Source organism: Kocuria sediminis (genome assembly GCF_009735315.1).
In the GTDB taxonomy this organism is placed as follows: Bacteria; Actinomycetota; Actinomycetes; order Actinomycetales; family Micrococcaceae; genus Kocuria; species Kocuria turfanensis.
In genome coordinates, this window is record NZ_WOGU01000012.1 from 60,322 (window position 1) to 75,288 (window position 14,967).

General features: G+C 73.3%; 12 protein-coding genes and 1 riboswitch. Of the genes, 3 read left to right on the forward strand and 9 right to left on the reverse strand.

Annotation, left to right across the window (positions count from 1 at the left end; translation table 11 throughout):
- Position 1: 1 nt before the first annotated feature.
- Positions 2-907, reverse strand: coding sequence for a carbohydrate ABC transporter permease (locus GMA12_RS14100; RefSeq protein WP_156270199.1), 906 nt, complete (start codon positions 905-907; stop codon positions 2-4).
- A complete protein-coding gene (locus GMA12_RS14105; RefSeq protein ID WP_156270110.1) occupies positions 907-2,241 on the reverse strand; it encodes an ABC transporter substrate-binding protein in 1,335 nt (444 codons plus the stop codon). Before GMA12_RS14105 ends, GMA12_RS14100 begins: the two co-directional genes overlap by 1 nt.
- 193 nt (positions 2,242-2,434) lie before the next feature.
- Here GMA12_RS14105 and GMA12_RS14110 point away from each other — a divergent pair, with 193 nt between their 5' ends.
- Entirely contained in the window at positions 2,435-3,451 is a 1,017-nt protein-coding gene (locus tag GMA12_RS14110) for a LacI family DNA-binding transcriptional regulator (protein ID WP_156270111.1), read from the forward strand.
- Between the two features lie 4 nt (positions 3,452-3,455).
- On the opposite strand, the gene GMA12_RS14115 is transcribed toward GMA12_RS14110, so the two are convergent.
- The 7 genes from GMA12_RS14115 to gcvP form a co-directional block, all read right to left on the reverse strand.
- Positions 3,456-4,685: an MFS transporter gene (locus GMA12_RS14115; protein ID WP_370831631.1), complete on the reverse strand. Its 1,230-nt coding sequence runs from the start codon at positions 4,683-4,685 to the stop codon at positions 3,456-3,458.
- 207 nt (positions 4,686-4,892) lie between these two features.
- Positions 4,893-5,225 (reverse strand): hypothetical protein, encoded by a 333-nt coding sequence (locus tag GMA12_RS14120; RefSeq protein ID WP_156270113.1) that lies wholly within the window; start codon positions 5,223-5,225, stop codon positions 4,893-4,895.
- Positions 5,226-5,394: 169 nt separating this feature from the next.
- Positions 5,395-6,825 (reverse strand): L-serine ammonia-lyase, encoded by a 1,431-nt coding sequence (locus tag GMA12_RS14125; RefSeq protein WP_156270114.1) that lies wholly within the window; start codon positions 6,823-6,825, stop codon positions 5,395-5,397.
- Between the two features lie 105 nt (positions 6,826-6,930).
- On the reverse strand, positions 6,931-8,256 hold the full coding sequence (gene glyA, locus GMA12_RS14130; protein ID WP_156270115.1) for a serine hydroxymethyltransferase: 1,326 nt from the start codon (positions 8,254-8,256) through the stop codon (positions 6,931-6,933).
- Entirely contained in the window at positions 8,253-8,633 is a 381-nt protein-coding gene (gcvH, locus tag GMA12_RS14135) for a glycine cleavage system protein GcvH (protein ID WP_156270116.1), read from the reverse strand. The genes glyA and gcvH overlap by 4 nt, the downstream gene beginning before the upstream one ends.
- Positions 8,634-8,664: 31 nt before the next feature.
- Positions 8,665-9,786 carry a glycine cleavage system aminomethyltransferase GcvT gene (gene gcvT, locus GMA12_RS14140; RefSeq protein WP_156270117.1) on the reverse strand — a complete coding sequence of 374 codons (1,122 nt, stop codon included), beginning with the start codon at positions 9,784-9,786 and terminating at the stop codon, positions 8,665-8,667.
- A gap of 30 nt (positions 9,787-9,816) precedes the next feature.
- Positions 9,817-12,714, reverse strand: a complete 2,898-nt coding sequence (gene gcvP, locus GMA12_RS14145; protein WP_156270118.1) for an aminomethyl-transferring glycine dehydrogenase — start codon at positions 12,712-12,714, stop codon at positions 9,817-9,819.
- A 154-nt stretch (positions 12,715-12,868) separates the two neighbouring features.
- Positions 12,869-12,969: riboswitch (glycine riboswitch) on the reverse strand.
- A 182-nt stretch (positions 12,970-13,151) separates the two neighbouring features.
- Between gcvP and GMA12_RS14150 the strand changes: the two genes are divergently transcribed.
- Together GMA12_RS14150 and purU are read left to right on the forward strand one after the other, a co-directional pair.
- Positions 13,152-14,027, forward strand: a complete 876-nt coding sequence (locus GMA12_RS14150; RefSeq protein WP_156270119.1) for a methylenetetrahydrofolate reductase — start codon at positions 13,152-13,154, stop codon at positions 14,025-14,027.
- Positions 14,024-14,899 carry a formyltetrahydrofolate deformylase gene (purU, locus tag GMA12_RS14155; RefSeq protein ID WP_156270120.1) on the forward strand — a complete coding sequence of 292 codons (876 nt, stop codon included), beginning with the start codon at positions 14,024-14,026 and terminating at the stop codon, positions 14,897-14,899. Before GMA12_RS14150 ends, purU begins: the two co-directional genes overlap by 4 nt.
- Positions 14,900-14,967: the final 68 nt, after the last annotated feature.

Here is a 14,967-nt window from a genome sequence, read left to right on the forward strand (position 1 = left end):
GCTACGCACCTTCCGCCTGGCTCTCCATCTTGTCGGCCCCGGTGAGCCGTTGCAGGCCGAGGGCGAGCGTGAGCCCCACGGCGACGAGGATGACCGCCAGGACACTGGCCTCGCCCATCTGGTTGCTGCGGAAACCGGTCAGGTACATGTCCAGGGGCAGGATCCGGGTCGCGGTGCCCGGTCCGCCGCCGGTGAGGCTGAAGACCAGGTCGAAGTAGGTCAGCGACCCGACCAGCATCAGCGTCGAGGACGTGACGATCGTGTACTTCAGCTGCGGGAGCGTGATCGAGAAGAACTTCCGCACGGTCCCGGCGCCGTCGAGCGTGGCGGCCTCGTACATGCTCTGCGGGATCTGCCGCACGCCCGCCTGGTAGAGCAGCGAGTGGAACGGGATGAACGACCACGAGATGACGACCACGACCACGGAGAACGCCAGGTCCGGCCGGCCGAGCCAGTCCTGCCGGAGCACGGCGGCGTCGAAGGCCTGGGACAGCCCGAAGTTCGGGTCCAGCAGGGCCTTGAAGGCGATGCCGATCGCGGCGGCCGAGAAGAGCATCGGCAGGAAGTACAGCACCGAGAGGAACTCGCGGTAGCGCTGCCGGCCGGCCATGAACACCCCGAGCAGCAGGCTCAGCGGGAACTGGACGGCGTAGCTGAGCAGGGTCAGCTTCACGGTCAGCCACATCGCCTGGCGCGAGACCGGGTTCTCGAGCACCGACACCCAGTTCCCGCCCCCCGCCCACTGCGGGGTGCCGAGCCCGTCCCACTGCATGAAGGACAGCACCAGCACGCCCAGCAGCGGGCCGATCGAGAAGACGCCGAAGAAGGCCAGGGCGGGGGCCAGCAGCCAGTTGCTGGGCCCCGCGCCCGCCCGGGCCCTGCGCCGGGCGGGCGCGCGCAGGAGCATCACAGCGTCCCGTTCATCGCGGTCTGGAACTGCTCCGGGGTCATCTCACCGGCGAAGACCTGGCTGAGGTTGGTCAGCAGGGCCTGGCCCTGGTCGGCCGGCAGCGCCTGGTCCCAGGAGAGCTGGAAGTGCGGCGCGTCCTGGACCATCGAGTAGGCGAAGTCGAGGTACTCCGGGTGCTCGGTCTCGGCGATCTTGTCCTCCACGCCGTCCACCGCCGGGATCAGGCCGGCGTCGAAGAGCGTGTCGACGGCCGTGTCGTCGAGGTTCGTCTGCTCGAGGTACTCGAAGGCCGTCTGCTGCTCCTCCTCGCTGGCGTCCGCGGACACGGCCCAGAAGTTCGCGGGGTTGCCCACGATGTTCTGCGGGTCGCCCTGTCCGCCCTCGATCTCGGGGAAGGCGGTGTAGCCGAGGTTCCCCTCCGCGGTCCACTCCGGGGCGTCGGTGAGGAAGCTGGAGTACACCCAGCTGCCGTGCAGCATCATGGCCGCCTGGTCGGTGTGCACCAGGGCGACGTCGGCGCCCGCGTCGGCCACCACCGAGCCGTAGGCGTCGCCGAAGCCGCCGGCCTCCACGAGCTCCTGGATCTTTTCGAGCGCCTCCGTGATCGCGGGGTCGGACCAGGCGTTCTCCTCGCCGTCCACGATCGCCTGGAAGACCTCCGGGCCGCCGATCCGGTCGGTGAGGTACTGGATCCACATCAGGTAGGGCCACTGGCTGGAGCCGGCCACGGAGATCGGCGTGACGCCCTCGGCCTTGAAGGCCTCCACGGCGTCCAGCATCTCCTCCCACGTGGTGGGCACCTTCACCCCGGCCTGCTCGAAGAGCTTGGTGTTGTAGTACAGGATCACCGGCTGGGTGTTGTTGTTCGGGACCGCGTAGAGCTTCCCGTCCACCGTGCCGGTCTCCAGGACGGAGTCGAGGGCGCGCTCCTCCATGCCCGGGATCTTGCCGGTCAGCTCCACCACGTTGCCGTTGTCCACGTAGCTCTCGAGGTTGTCCCCGCCCCAGTTGTAGATCAGCGTCGGGGCGTTGCCGGAGCCCACGCTGGTGCGGATCTTCTCCTTGAACGCGTCGTTGGCGAAGTACTCGGCGGTGATGGGCTCCTCGGCGTGGGCGTCGTTCCACTCCTGGAAGGAGGTGCGGAAGGTCTCCTCCGCGCCGCCGGTGAGGGTCCAGGCGGTGGCGCCGTCGGCCTGGCCCGGCTGCGCGCCGCCGCCGCACCCGGCCAGGGTCAGGGCCGCGGCGCCCACGAGCGCGACGCGGGACAGCGACCGCCGGGAGAAGGGGGTCCACGGGGCGGGGGCGGGGCGGCGGGTGCGGTCGGTGGTCATGGCGTGCTCCTCAGCGTCGAGTGATGCATTGCGCTTACGAAACTTTTCGTATAGCGTTTCGTTGCGAGAAGGGTAAGTGGCGGATTTCACAGCCGTCAAGCCCTTGGTGTGAGCGAGACCACTACATGCGGCGTAACGAAACGTTTCGCCGCACACCGGCAGGATGCCCGACGTCCGAGGAGACCGTCCCGACATGAAGAGAACGACGCTGAGCGAGGTGGCGGCGCAGGCCGGGGTGTCCAAGGGCACCGTCTCGAAGGTGCTCAACGGGCGTCCCGACGTGGGGGAGGACACCCGGGAGAGGGTCCGGGCCGCGGCCGCGGCGCTGGGCTACACGGGCTCCGCCGCGCGGCGCCCCCGCCCGGCGATCGTGCTGGTGTTCGACACCCTGGAGAGCAACTACTCGCTGCAGGTCATGGCCGGTGCCGTGGACGCCTGCGGCCGCGCCGACGCCGACCTGCTGCTGAACACCCTGCCCGCCCTGGAGCAGGGCGACCTCCCGCCCTTCTCCGACGACTGGTTCGCGGTCTGCGGCCGGAAGGGGGAGACGGCGGTCGTGGCCGTGACCACGCCGCTGACCGCGGAGCAGGTGGCGGCGGCGGCCCACGCGCAGGTCCCGCTGGTGGCCATCGACCCCGTCAACAGCCTGCCCTCCACGGTGCCGAGCATCGGCTCCACGAACTGGGCCGGCGGCTACGCGGCCACCACCCACCTGGCCGAGCTCGGGCACCGCCGGATCGGCCACCTCGCCGGCGCGGGCGGATCGGTCCCGGCGCGCGAGCGCCTGGCCGGGTACCGCAGCGCCCTCGAGAGCGCAGAGCTCCCGCGCGAACCCCTGCTCGTGGCCGGGGACGGCTTCAGCTACGAGGCCGGCTTCGCCGCCGCCCAGCAGCTGCTCGAGCTCGAGGACCCGCCCACCGCGCTGTTCGCGGCCTCCGACGAGGCCGCGCTGGGCGCGTTCGAGGCCGCGCGGCAGGTGTCCCTGCGGGTGCCCGAGGACCTGAGCGTCGTGGGCTTCGACGACACGCTGATCGCCCGCTGGGCCTCGCCGAAGCTGACCACGGTGCGCCAGCCCCTGCACGCCATGGGGGAGATGGCAGTGGAGCAGGCGCTCGCCCTGCTGGCCGGCGCGTCCCGCCGCACCCACCCGCTGCAGCTGCAGACCTCGCTGGTCGAGCGCTCCTCGACCGCGCCGCCCCGCCCGGCCTGAGCGCTCAGCGCTCCTGCACCGCGCGGTCCCGCCCGGCCTGCCAGCCGAAGACCGCGGCGAGGGCGCCGACCACGGCGAACATGACGCCGGCGGCGGCGAAGCCGCCGGTGGCGTGCAGCAGCTGCCCGACCAGGAACGTGCCCGAGGAGCCCAGGCCGTAGCCGACGCCCTGCATCATCCCGGACAGCCGCACGGCCATGGCGGCGCTGCGGGTGCGCAGGGCGATCATGGTCAGGGCCACGGCGGTGAGGGCGCCCTGGCCCAGCCCCAGCAGCCCGGTCCAGACCCAGATCAGCTGGAGGGGGCCGAAGATCGAGAGCACGAACCCGCCGCCGGCCATCAGCGCCACCACGGCGTTGAGGACCCGCTGGTCGGCCAGGCGCACCGCCAGGGCCGGGGCGAACAGGGAGCCGGTCATCTGCAGCAGGATGGACACCGCCACGATCACCCCCGCGGTGGCCCCGTCGACCCCCCGGTCGCGCAGGATGGGGGCGAGCCAGGCGAAGACGCTGAAGGACATCATCGCCTGGAAGACCATGAACCCGGTGATCTGCCAGGCCACTGGCGACCGCCAGGGGCTGTCCCCGGCGGCGCCCGCGGCCGGGGCCGGGGACACGGGGCTGCGGTGGCGGGCCGCCACCGGGAGCAGGAGCAGGACCACCAGCGCGGCCGGCGCCGCCCACCCGGCCAGGCCGGCCCGCCAGGACCCCGTGGCCTGGAACAGCGGGTAGGTCAGCCCCGCCCCGAGCGCGGCGGAGGCGGCGATGGCGGTGGTGTAGAGCCCGCTCATCAGCCCGAGGCGGTGGGTGAAGTCCCGCTTCACGATCGAGGGCAGCAGCACGTTGCCCACCGCGATCGCCGCCCCGCACGCGAGGGTCCCGGCCAGCAGCAGCGGCACGGTGGCGCCCGCGGGCAGCGGCAGCCCACGGGCGGCCAGCCCGGCGGCGAGCAGCACCATGGCCCCCAGCAGCACGGCCTCCGCCCCGTACCGGCGGGCCAGCCGCGGGGCGAACGGGGCGAAGACCCCCAGCAGCGTCACCGGGGCCGTGGTCAGCACGGTCACCGCCCAGGAGGGCAGTCCGGCCGCCGCGGTGATCTCCGGCAGGATCGCCGAGAAGCTGGAGAAGACGGTGCGCAGGTTCAGCCCCACCAGCACCACGCAGACCCCCAGATAGACCAGGGCCCGGCGCGACGTCGGGGCGGGGGCCTGCTGCACGGCGGGCGGGGTGGGCACGGGGCGGTCTCCTCGGGCGTCAGGGGCTGGTCCCGGCGCCACGAGGCCCGGGCCGGGTCCCAGGGTACGACGAAAGTGGTCTGACCTCTTGTGCGTCCCGTCATCCGGTCCGTCGCCGTGGCCTGCCGCAGGCGCTGGGCGGCTGCGCTCCGGGCCGGTCCCGAGGGGGGTGGTGCGGCGCCGACCGCGATCCGCGGCGGAGGGTGCTCAGCAGGAGCCGGCGGCGGGCGGGGCCGACCGGGCGCGCGGCAGGTCGCCCGCTGAGCCGGTCGGCCCGGGAGCGCCGGGGGCGACGGCGGTGCGCCGGGCCTGCTGCCGGGCCCGCAGTAGCGCGTCCGTCTGGCTCGCCCAGCCGAGCCGGTGCTGCTCGAAGCGGGGCACCAGGCCGGCGATCGTGAGCACGACGCCGAGCACCACCGTGCCGACGAGCAGGTCGTACGAGGCCCGGCCCCCGAGCAGCGTGAGCCCCATGCCGGCCATCGCAGGGGCCGTCACCAGCACGCCGAGAGCGGCCACCACATCCGTCAAGGTCGTTCTCATATGCAAACCTCCTCTGCACGAGGCTAGACCTTTGTCCAGTCCGCGGCACAGTGTTCCCCTGCATGACGTGTCGGCCGCGGAGACGACCCCGGTCGGGCGGTTCCCGGCGGCCGCAGCGGCGAGGACGCCGGTCGAGCGGTCCCTCCGTCGCGGGACGAGGCGCCGCCGGTCAGCACTCCACGACGTTGACGGCGAGCCCGCCCAGGGCGGTCTCCTTGTACTTGTGGCTCATGTCCTTGCCGGTCTCCCGCATGGTCACGATGACCTCGTCGAGGCTCACCCGGTGCGTGCCGTCGCCCCACATGGCCATCTTGGCGGCGTTGATCGCCTTGGCCGCGGCGATCGCGTTGCGCTCGATGCACGGGATCTGCACCAGGCCGCCGATCGGGTCGCAGGTCAGCCCGAGGTTGTGCTCCATGGCGATCTCGGCGGCGTTCTCCACCTGGGCGGGCGTGCCGCCGAGGACCTCCGCCAGCCCGGCGGCGGCCATCGAGGAGGCGGACCCCACCTCGCCCTGGCAGCCGACCTCGGCCCCGGAGATCGAGGCCTGCTCCTTGTAGAGCACCCCGACCGCCCCGGCCGTGAGCAGGAACCGGACCACGATGTCCTGCCGTGCGGCCTCGAGCGCCTCCGGGCCCTCGGCGGCGGCGGCGCGGGCCGCGGGGGAGTAGTGGGTGGCGTAGAAGAGCACCGCCGGGATGATCCCGGCCGCCCCGTTGGTGGGGGCGGTGACCACTCGCCCCCCGGAGGCGTTCTCCTCGTTGACCGCCAGGGCCACCAGGTTCACCCACTCCGGCCAGAAGCCCGGGTCCCGGTCCGGGTCCTCGGTGCGCAGCCGCCGGTGCCACTCCGGGGCGCGCCGGGCGACGTTCAGCCCGCCCGGCAGCGGGCCGGTGCGCCGGAGGCTGGAGTCCTTGCACTCCTCCATCACGGCCCAGATGTGCAGCAGCCGTTCCCGGACCTCGTCCTCGCCGCGCCACGTCCGCTCGTTGGCCAGCATCACCTCGCTGATCGGCCGGCCGGTGCTCGCGCAGTGGCCCAGCAGCTCCCGGGCGGTCCGGAACGGGAGGGGCACCTGGGCGCTGGCGGCCTCCAGCTCGGCCGCGGCGGTGTCCTCCTCGCCCTCCTGGACGATGAACCCGCCGCCCACGGAGAACCAGGTCTGCTCGGCCAGCACGCCCCCGGCGCCGTCCAGCGCCTGGAAGCGCATGCCGTTGGTGTGCCGTTCCAGCACGGTCAGCGGGTGCTGCACCATGTCCTCCACGCCGTAGCGGACGTCCTTGCGGTGCCCGAGGGCGGCGCCCAGCCGCAGCGTTCCCGTGCCGGCGATGTCGGCCAGCCGCTCCTCCACCTCGTCGGGGCGGACCTGTTCCGGGTCGTAGCCCTCCAGGCCCAGCAGGATCGCGGTGAACGTGCCGTGGCCGCGGCCGGTGGCGGACAGCGACCCGTAGACGTCCACGCGCAGGTCGGCAGTGCGCTCCAGGAGGTCCTGGGCGAGCAGGGTGCCGGCGAAGCGCCGGGCGGCGCGCATGGGGCCGACGGTGTGGGAGCTCGAGGGACCGATGCCCACGGAGAAGAGGTCGAAGACGCTGATGGCCATGATGTGCTCCAGACGAGAAAGAGATCCGTGGCGGCGCCGGGCGCGCGGACGGGGTGTCCCGCCGCGCACCCGCCGCCGCCCGATGGGGAACCGGTGCTCCGGTCCTCAGCGGCCCGCGGTCAAGGGGGCCAGGCCGGGGTAGAGCGGGTGCGCCGAGGCCAGTGCCCGGACGCGGGCCCGGAGGGCGGCCAGCACCTCCGGGTCCCCGCCCTCGGCGCCGGCCACGAGGGCCTCGGCGATGATGTCGGCGACCTCGGTGAAGGCCTCCGTTCCGAAGCCGCGGGTGGCCAGCGCGGGGGTGCCGATGCGCAGCCCGGAGGTGACCATCGGCGGGCGCGGGTCGAAGGGCACGGCGTTGCGGTTGACCGTGATGTCGACCCGGGCGAGGAGGTCCTCGGCTCGCCTGCCGTCCAGCTCCGAGCTGCGCAGGTCCACGAGCACCAGGTGCACGTCGGTGCCGCCGCTGACCACGGAGATCCCGGCCTCGGCGACGTCCGGGGCGAGCAGCCGCTCGGCGAGCAGGCGGGCGCCCTCGAGGGTGCGCCGCTGGCGCTCGCGGAACTCCTCCCCGGCGGCGATGCCGAAGGCGACCGCCTTGCCCGCGATCACGTGCTCCAGGGGACCGCCCTGCTGGCCCGGGAAGACCGCCGAGTTGATCTTCTTGGCGATCTCGGCCTCGTTGGACAGGATGATCCCGCCCCGGGGGCCGGCCAGGGTCTTGTGCGTGGTGGAGGTGACCACGTGGGCGTGCGGCACGGGGCTGGGGTGCAGCCCCGCCGCGACCAGCCCGGCGAAGTGGGCCATGTCCACCATCAGGTAGGCGCCCACCTCGTCGGCGATGCGGCGGAACTCGGCGAAGTCCAGCTGACGCGGGTACGCCGACCAGCCGGCGACGATGAGCTGGGGGCGGTGCTCCCGGGCCAGGCGGGCGACCTCGTCCATGTCCACCGTGCAGGTGGCCTCGTCCACGCCGTAGGGCACGACCTGGTAGAGCCTGCCGGAGAAGTTCAGCTTCATCCCGTGGGTCAGGTGCCCGCCGTGGGCGAGGTCCAGGCCCAGGATCGTGTCCCCGGGAGTGAGCAGGGCGTGCATCACCGCGGCGTTGGCCTGGGCCCCGGAGTGGGGCTGGACGTTGGCGAAGGCCGCGCCGAAGAGGTCCTTGACCCGGTCGATCGCCAGCTGCTCGATCACGTCGACGTGCTCGCAGCCGCCGTAGTAGCGCCGGCCCGGGTAGCCCTCGGCGTACTTGTTGGTCAGCACGGAGCCCTGCGCCTGCATCACGGCGACGGCGGTGTGGTTCTCGGAGGCGATCATCTCCAGCCCGTCCTGCTGGCGGCGCAGCTCGGCGTCGATGCGCTCGGCGACCTCGGGGTCGAGCAGGGCGAGGTCCTGGTCGAGGGCGGAGGTCAGGGCGCCGGCGTCCGCGCTCATGCGAGCTCACCCCCGTTGGCGTCGGCGTACTCCTGCGCGGAGAGCAGCGGGCCCTCCTCGGAGACCTCCACCGCGAACAGCCAGCCGGCGCCGTAGGGGTCCTCGTTGAGGACGGCGGGATTGTCCACGGCCTCGGCGTTGACCTCGACCACGGTGCCGGTCACGGGGGAGAACAGCTCGGAGACGGACTTGGTCGACTCGACCTCGCCGCAGACCTCGCCGGCGGTGACGGTGGAGCCGGCCTCGGGCAGGTCGAGGTAGACGACGTCGCCCAGGGCGTCCACGGCGACCTGGCTGATGCCGATCCGGGCGGGGGAGGCGGAGTCGATCCACTCGTGCTCCGCGGAGTAGCGGAGGTCGGGCAGGACGGTGCTCATGGTGGGGTCCTTTCGGTGCAGGGTGAAGGGTCTACTGCTGGCGCCGGTAGAAGGGCAGGGGGACGACGTCGAAGGCCTCGGGCTTGCCCCGCAGGTCCACCTCGAGGACGGTGCCCGGCTCGGCGAACGCGGTCTCCACGTAGGCGAGGGCCACGGGGTGGCCGAGGGTGGGGCTCGGCGCCCCGGAGGTGACCTCCCCGACGGGTCGGCCCCCGGCCAGGACCGGGTAGTGGCTGCGGGCGGAGCGCCGTCCCCGGCCGCGCAGGCCGACGAGGGTGCGGGCGACGCCCTCGGCCCGGCGGGCCTCGAGAGCGGCGCGGCCGACGAAGTCCTCCGTCTTCTTGAAGGACACGACGGGGCCCAGCCCTGCCTCGAACGGCGTGACGTCGCGGGTGAGCTCCTGGCCGTACAGGGGCATGCCGGCCTCCAGGCGCAGGGAGTCGCGGCTGGCCAGCCCGCAGGGGACCAGCCCGTGCTCCCGGCCGGCCGCCAGCAGGGCGTCCCACAGGGCGCCGGCCTGCGCGTCCGGGACGTAGAGCTCGAAGCCGTCCTCGCCGGTGTAGCCGGTGCGGGCCAGCAGCACGGGGGTCCCGGCGACCGTGACGGTTCCGGCGGCGTAGTACTTCAGTTCCGTGACGGCTCCGTGCTCGGCGGCGGGGACCAGGCCGAGCAGGATCGCCTCGGCGGCCGGTCCCTGCACCGCGACCAGGGAGGTCTCGGCGGACTCGTCGGCGACGACGACGTCGAAGCCCGCCGCCCGCTCCCGGAGGGCGGCGACGACGGTGGCCGCGTTGCCGGCGTTGGGCACGACCAGGAACTCGTCCTCGGCGAGCCGGTAGGTGATCAGGTCGTCGACGATCCCGCCCTCGGGGGTGCAGAGCAGCGAGTACTTGGCCCGGCCCACGGCGACCCCGGCGAGGTTGCCGACCAGCGCGGTGTTCAGGAACGTGCCGGCGTCGGGGCCGGAAACCCGGACCTCGCCCATGTGGGAGAGGTCGAAGAGCCCGGCCGCGGAGCGCACCGCGCGGTGCTCGGTGAGCTCGGAGCCGTACTTCAGGGGCATGTCCCAGCCGCCGAAGTCGGTGAAGGACGCGCCGAGGGCGGCGTGCCGGTCGTGCAGGGCGGTGTGCCGGGAGGTGGTGCTGACAGTCATGGTCTCGGTGCCTTTCGTGGCCGCGCCGGGTCAGTTCTCGAAGGCCTCGGGGGCCGGGCAGGAGCAGATCAGGGTCCGGTCCCCGGCCGCGCCGTCGATGCGGCCCACGGGCGGGAAGTACTTGTCCTGCCGCAGGGAGGGGACGGGGAAGGCCGCCTGCTCGCGGGAGTAGGGACGGTCCCAGTCCGTGGCGGCGACGGCGACGGCGGTGTGCGGGGCCCGCCGCAGCGGCGAGTCCTCCACCGGGCAGTCCCCGGCCAGGACCTGGTCGATCTCGCCCTTGATGGAGATCATCGCCTCGACGAAGCGATCCAGCTCGGCCAGGTCCTCGGACTCGGTCGGCTCGACCATCAGGGTCCCCGCCACCGGGAAGGACAGGGTGGGGGCGTGGAAGCCGTAGTCGATCAGGCGCTTGGCCACGTCCTCGGCGGTGACCCCGCTGCGGGCGGTCAGCTCGCGCAGGTCGAGGATGCACTCGTGGGCCACGAGGCCGCGGTTGCCGGTGTAGAGCACCGGGAAGTGCTCGCCCAGGCGCGCCGCCACGTAGTTGGCGGTCAGCAGGGCGTGCTTCGTGGCCTCGGTGAGGCCCTCCCCGCCCATCATCGCGATGTAGGCCCATGAGATGGGCAGCACCCCGGCCGAGCCGTAGGGGGCCGCCGTCACCGGCGTGCCCGTGCGGCCGTTGGACTCCCCGGCCGCGACGCCGGGCAGGAATGGCACCAGGTGCTCGGCCACGGCCACCGGTCCGACGCCGGGCCCGCCGCCGCCGTGGGGGATGCAGAAGGTCTTGTGCAGGTTCAGGTGGGAGACGTCCCCGCCGAAGCGGCCCGGCTGGGCCAGGCCGACCAGGGCGTTGAGGTTCGCCCCGTCGATGTAGACCTGCCCGCCGGCGGCGTGGACCTTGTCGCAGACCTCGCGCACGTCGGCGTCGTAGACCCCGTGCGTGGAGGGGTAGGTGATCATGATGGCCGCCAGCCGGTCCCGGTGGGCCTCGAGCTTCGCGTCGAGGTCGGCGGCGTCGATGGTGCCGTCGCCGGCCGTCCTCACCACCACGACCTTCAACCCGGCCAGCACGGCGGAGGCGGCGTTGGTGCCGTGCGCCGAGGCCGGGATCAGGCAGACGGTCCGGTCGGTGTCGCCGTTGGCCAGGTGGTACTGGCGAATGGCCAGCAGTCCGGCGTACTCGCCCTGCGAGCCGGCGTTCGGGGCGATGGACACCCCGGCGTAGCCGGTGATCGCGCACAGGCGGGCCTCGAGGTCGGCGATGAGTTCACGCCACCCGGCGGTCTGGTGGTCCGGGGCGAACGGGTGGATCCCGGCGAACTCGGGCCAGGAGATGGACTCCATCTCGGCGGTGGCGTTGAGCTTCATGGTGCACGAGCCCAGCGGGATCATGGTGCGGTCCAGGGCCAGGTCGCGGTCGGAGAGCCGGCGCAGGTAGCGCAGCATCTGGGTCTCGGAGCGGATGGTGTTGAACACCGGGTGCGTCAGGTACTCCGAGGTGCGCACGAGGGTCTGCGGCAAGGCCAGGTCCTCGCCCCGGAGCCGGTCCTGCGCGGCGGCCACCGCGCCCTCGGCGCGGGCGACGCCGAAGGCCTCGGCCACCGCGACCAGGTGCTCCACCGTCGTGGCTTCGTCGGCGGAGACCGAGACGGTGTCCGCGTCGACCAGGCGCAGGTTCACGCCCAGGGCCTCGGCGGCCTCGACGACGGCCTTGGCGCGGCCGGGGACCCGGGCGGCGACGGTGTCGAAGAAGGTGTCCGCGACCAGCTCGATGCCGGCCTCGGTCAGGACGGCGGCCAGGGTGCGGGCGTGGCGGTGCACGCGCTGGGCGATCGCCTTGAGCCCGGCGGGGCCGTGGTGGACGGCGTACATGGAGGCCACCACCGCGAGCAGCGCCTGGGCGGTGCAGATGTTGGAGGTCGCCTTCTCCCTGCGGATGTGCTGCTCGCGCGTCTGCAGCGCGAGCCGGTAGGCCTGGGCCCCGGCGTCGTCGGTGGAGACCCCCACGAGACGGCCGGGCAGGGAGCGCTCCAGGCCCTTGCGCACGGCCATGTAGGCGGCGTGCGGGCCGCCGAAGAACAGGGGGACGCCGAAGCGCTGGGTGCTGCCGACGGCGATGTCCGCGCCCTGCTCGCCCGGGGGGACGATGAGGGTCAGGGACAGGATGTCGGCGGCCACGGTCACCATGGCCCCGCGCTCCTTGGCCGCGGCGACGACCGCGGCGTGGTCGACCACGGCGCCGTCGTCGCCCGGCTGCTGGAGCACGATCCCGGAGATCTCGCCCTCGGGGAGCCCCGCCGAGAGGTCCGCGACCTCCACCTCGAAGCCGAGGGCGCGGGCGCGGCCCTGCACCACGGCGAGGGTCTGCGGGAAGAGGTTGGCGTCGAGGACGGTGCGGGCCTCGGCGCGGGCCTTGTTGGTCCGGCGCATCAGCAGCACCGCCTCGGCCACGGCGGAGGCCTCGTCGAGCAGGGAGGCGTTGGCCACGGGCAGCCCGGTCAGGTCCGCGACCATCGTCTGGTAGTTCAGCAGCGCCTCCAGCCGGCCCTGGGAGATCTCGGGCTGGTAGGGGGTGTAGGCGGTGTACCAGGCGGGGCTCTCCAGCACGTTGCGCAGGATCACCGGCGGGGTGAGGGTGTCGGAGAAGCCCTGGCCGATCATCTGGGTCCTGAGGACGTTCTTCGCGGCCATCCGCCGCAGCTCCGTGAGGGCCTCGGCCTCGGAGCGCGCGGCGGGCAGGTCCAGGGGCGCGTCCTGGCGGATGTCGGCGGGCACGGCCGTGTCGACCAGGTCCTGGACGCTGGCGTAGCCGAGCGCGTCCAGCATCGTGGCGGCGTCGTCGGGGCCCGTGCCGATGTGGCGGTCGGCGAAGACGTGCTCGCCGGTCTCAGCGGTCGTGGTGGGAGGTGCGGAGATGATCGTCATCGAGGAACTCCAGGATTCTGCGCGGTCGGCCCGCGCGGTCTGTGGGTTCCTCCCCGATCTGTTGCACAGCCTGAGAGTTTCCGCCGCACCCGGACGGGGTGGGGCTTGCTCCTTCGGCGAGCGCGGAGCACTCCGCGCTACTTTCCAGATGTGCCTCGGTGCGACGGTACGTGGGCCTGAGAGTTTCCCGGGGAGGAAATTGCTCCTACGGCGCCCGATCGGTGTGGCAGAGCGGGACTCTCCCGCCGCACGTCGATGGCTGCAGCTCTGTGACTACGACCACAACCGTAGAGGAGATGTCCGCGGAAAGCAACGGGGTCCCCATGACACCGACGTGCCACGGGCCCGGGGGCTGCTGTGCATACTGGTGGCACCTGCCGTGCGCGGGCGCCCGTGCGCGGCGCCCGCCGGTCCGGCGCCGTGGAGAGGACGGGACCATGCCGATCAGCACGCCCACCGGGAGCCCGGCCGCCGTGGAGATGCTCACGGACTTCTCGCTGGAGATGACGGGCCGGGACGTGCCCGCCCTGCACGAGGCGGCCCCGATGATCCCCCCGGGCACCCGGGTCAACGTCACCTTCCTGGGGCACGAGGACCCGGCGCTGCGCGTGGCCGCCGCCCGGGCCGTGCGCGAGCACGGGTTCGTGCCGGTCCCCCACGTCTCGGCCCGGCGGCTGCGCTCCCCGGGCGAGCTCGACGCCTTCCTCGCGCACCTCGCGGAGGCCGGCGCCGCCGAGGAGGTGCTCGTGGTGGGCGGTGACCCGGCAACCCCGCAGGGACCCTACGAGGACGCCCTCGCGGTCATCCGCAGCGGGGTGCTCCAGCGCCACGGCGTGCGGGGCGTGGGCATCGGCGGCTATCCGGAGGGCCACCCCGCCGTCGACGACGACGTCCTGTGGTCGGCGCTGGCGGCCAAGACGGCCGCCCTGCGCGAGCAGGGCCTCGAAGCCACGGTGATCACCCAGTTCGGCTTCGACACCGCGCCGGTGCTGTCGTGGCTGGCCGAGGCCCGCCGCCGCGGGATCGACGCCCCGGTGCGGATCGGCGTGCCGGGCCCGGCGGGGGTCCGCCGGCTGCTCGGCCACGCCCGCCGCTTCGGCGTGGCCACCTCGGCGGGGATCGCGCAGAAGTACGGCTTCTCCCTCACGCACCTGCTGGGCACCGCGGGCCCCGACCGTTTCCTGCACGACCTCGCCGCGGGCTGCGACGCCGGGGTCCACGGGCCGGTGCGGCTGCACTTCTACACCTTCGGCGGGCTGGGGGCCACGGCCGGCTGGGTCCGGCAGTTCGGCGGGGAGCGGGTGGCGTCATGAGGCCCCCGCAGCAGTCCGCGCTCCGCCCCGACCACGCCAGCCTCGTGGTGCACGGCCGGGACCAGCCGGGCATCGTCGCCGTCGTGACCTCCGTGCTGGCCCGGCACGGGGCGAACATCGTGGCGCTCGACCAGCACTCCGACGACCCCGAGGGCGGGGCGTTCTTCCAGCGCACGGTCTTCCACCTGCCCGACTACACGGCGCTGCGGCCCGCGCTCGAGCAGGACCTCGCCGCGGCCCTCACGGGCGGCTTCAACCTGCAGTGGCGGTTCACGGACCTCTCGGTGCCGCGGCGGGTGGCGATCTTCGCCTCACGGGCCGACCACTGCCTGCTGGACCTCATCTGGCGCCAGCGTCGCGGCCAGCTGCCGGCGACGATCTCGATGGTCGTCTCCAACCATCCGGACCTGGCGCAGGACGTGCGGGGCTTCGGCATCCCCTTCTTCCACGTGCCCACCGAGGACAAGGCCGCCGCCGAGGCGGAGCACCTGCGGCTGCTGGACGGCAACGTCGACCTCGTGGTGCTGGCCCGCTACATGCAGATCCTCTCCTCACCGTTCCTCGAGGCCGTGGGCGTGCCGGTGATCAACATCCACCACTCGTTCCTGCCCGCCTTCGTGGGCGCCGAGCCCTACCGCAAGGCCAAGGAGCGCGGCGTGAAGATCATCGGCGCCACGGCGCACTACGTCACCGAGAACCTCGACGAGGGCCCGATCATCGAGCAGGACGTGGTGCGGGTCTCCCACCGGGACACCGCCCAGGACCTCGCCCGGCGCGGCGCCGACGTGGAACGGCAGGTGCTCGCCCGCGCGGTGCTGTGGCACTGCCAGGACCGGGTCGTCCGCCACGACCGCCAGACCATCGTCTTCTGACCCCTCCTTCCGCTCCCCGCACCTCCCCGCCGAGGTTGCGGGTGACAGTGACCGAGCACGGGTGGGCC

Excerpts from the sequence above, each read along its gene's own strand:
- purU (WP_156270120.1), top strand. The coding sequence starts at position 14,024 with ATGAGGCCCCCGCAGCAGTCCGCGCTCCGCCCCGACCACGCCAGCCTC.
- GMA12_RS14105 (WP_156270110.1), bottom strand. The coding sequence starts at position 2,241 with ATGACCACCGACCGCACCCGCCGCCCCGCCCCCGCCCCGTGGACCCCC.
- gcvT (WP_156270117.1), bottom strand. The coding sequence starts at position 9,786 with ATGACTGTCAGCACCACCTCCCGGCACACCGCCCTGCACGACCGGCAC.
- glyA (WP_156270115.1), bottom strand. The coding sequence starts at position 8,256 with ATGAGCGCGGACGCCGGCGCCCTGACCTCCGCCCTCGACCAGGACCTC.
- GMA12_RS14120 (WP_156270113.1), bottom strand. The coding sequence starts at position 5,225 with ATGAGAACGACCTTGACGGATGTGGTGGCCGCTCTCGGCGTGCTGGTG.
- GMA12_RS14100 (WP_156270199.1), bottom strand. The coding sequence starts at position 907 with ATGCTCCTGCGCGCGCCCGCCCGGCGCAGGGCCCGGGCGGGCGCGGGG.
- GMA12_RS14125 (WP_156270114.1), bottom strand. The coding sequence starts at position 6,825 with ATGGCCATCAGCGTCTTCGACCTCTTCTCCGTGGGCATCGGTCCCTCG.
- gcvH (WP_156270116.1), bottom strand. The coding sequence starts at position 8,633 with ATGAGCACCGTCCTGCCCGACCTCCGCTACTCCGCGGAGCACGAGTGG.
- GMA12_RS14150 (WP_156270119.1), top strand. The coding sequence starts at position 13,152 with ATGCCGATCAGCACGCCCACCGGGAGCCCGGCCGCCGTGGAGATGCTC.
- GMA12_RS14110 (WP_156270111.1), top strand. The coding sequence starts at position 2,435 with ATGAAGAGAACGACGCTGAGCGAGGTGGCGGCGCAGGCCGGGGTGTCC.
- gcvP (WP_156270118.1), bottom strand. The coding sequence starts at position 12,714 with ATGACGATCATCTCCGCACCTCCCACCACGACCGCTGAGACCGGCGAG.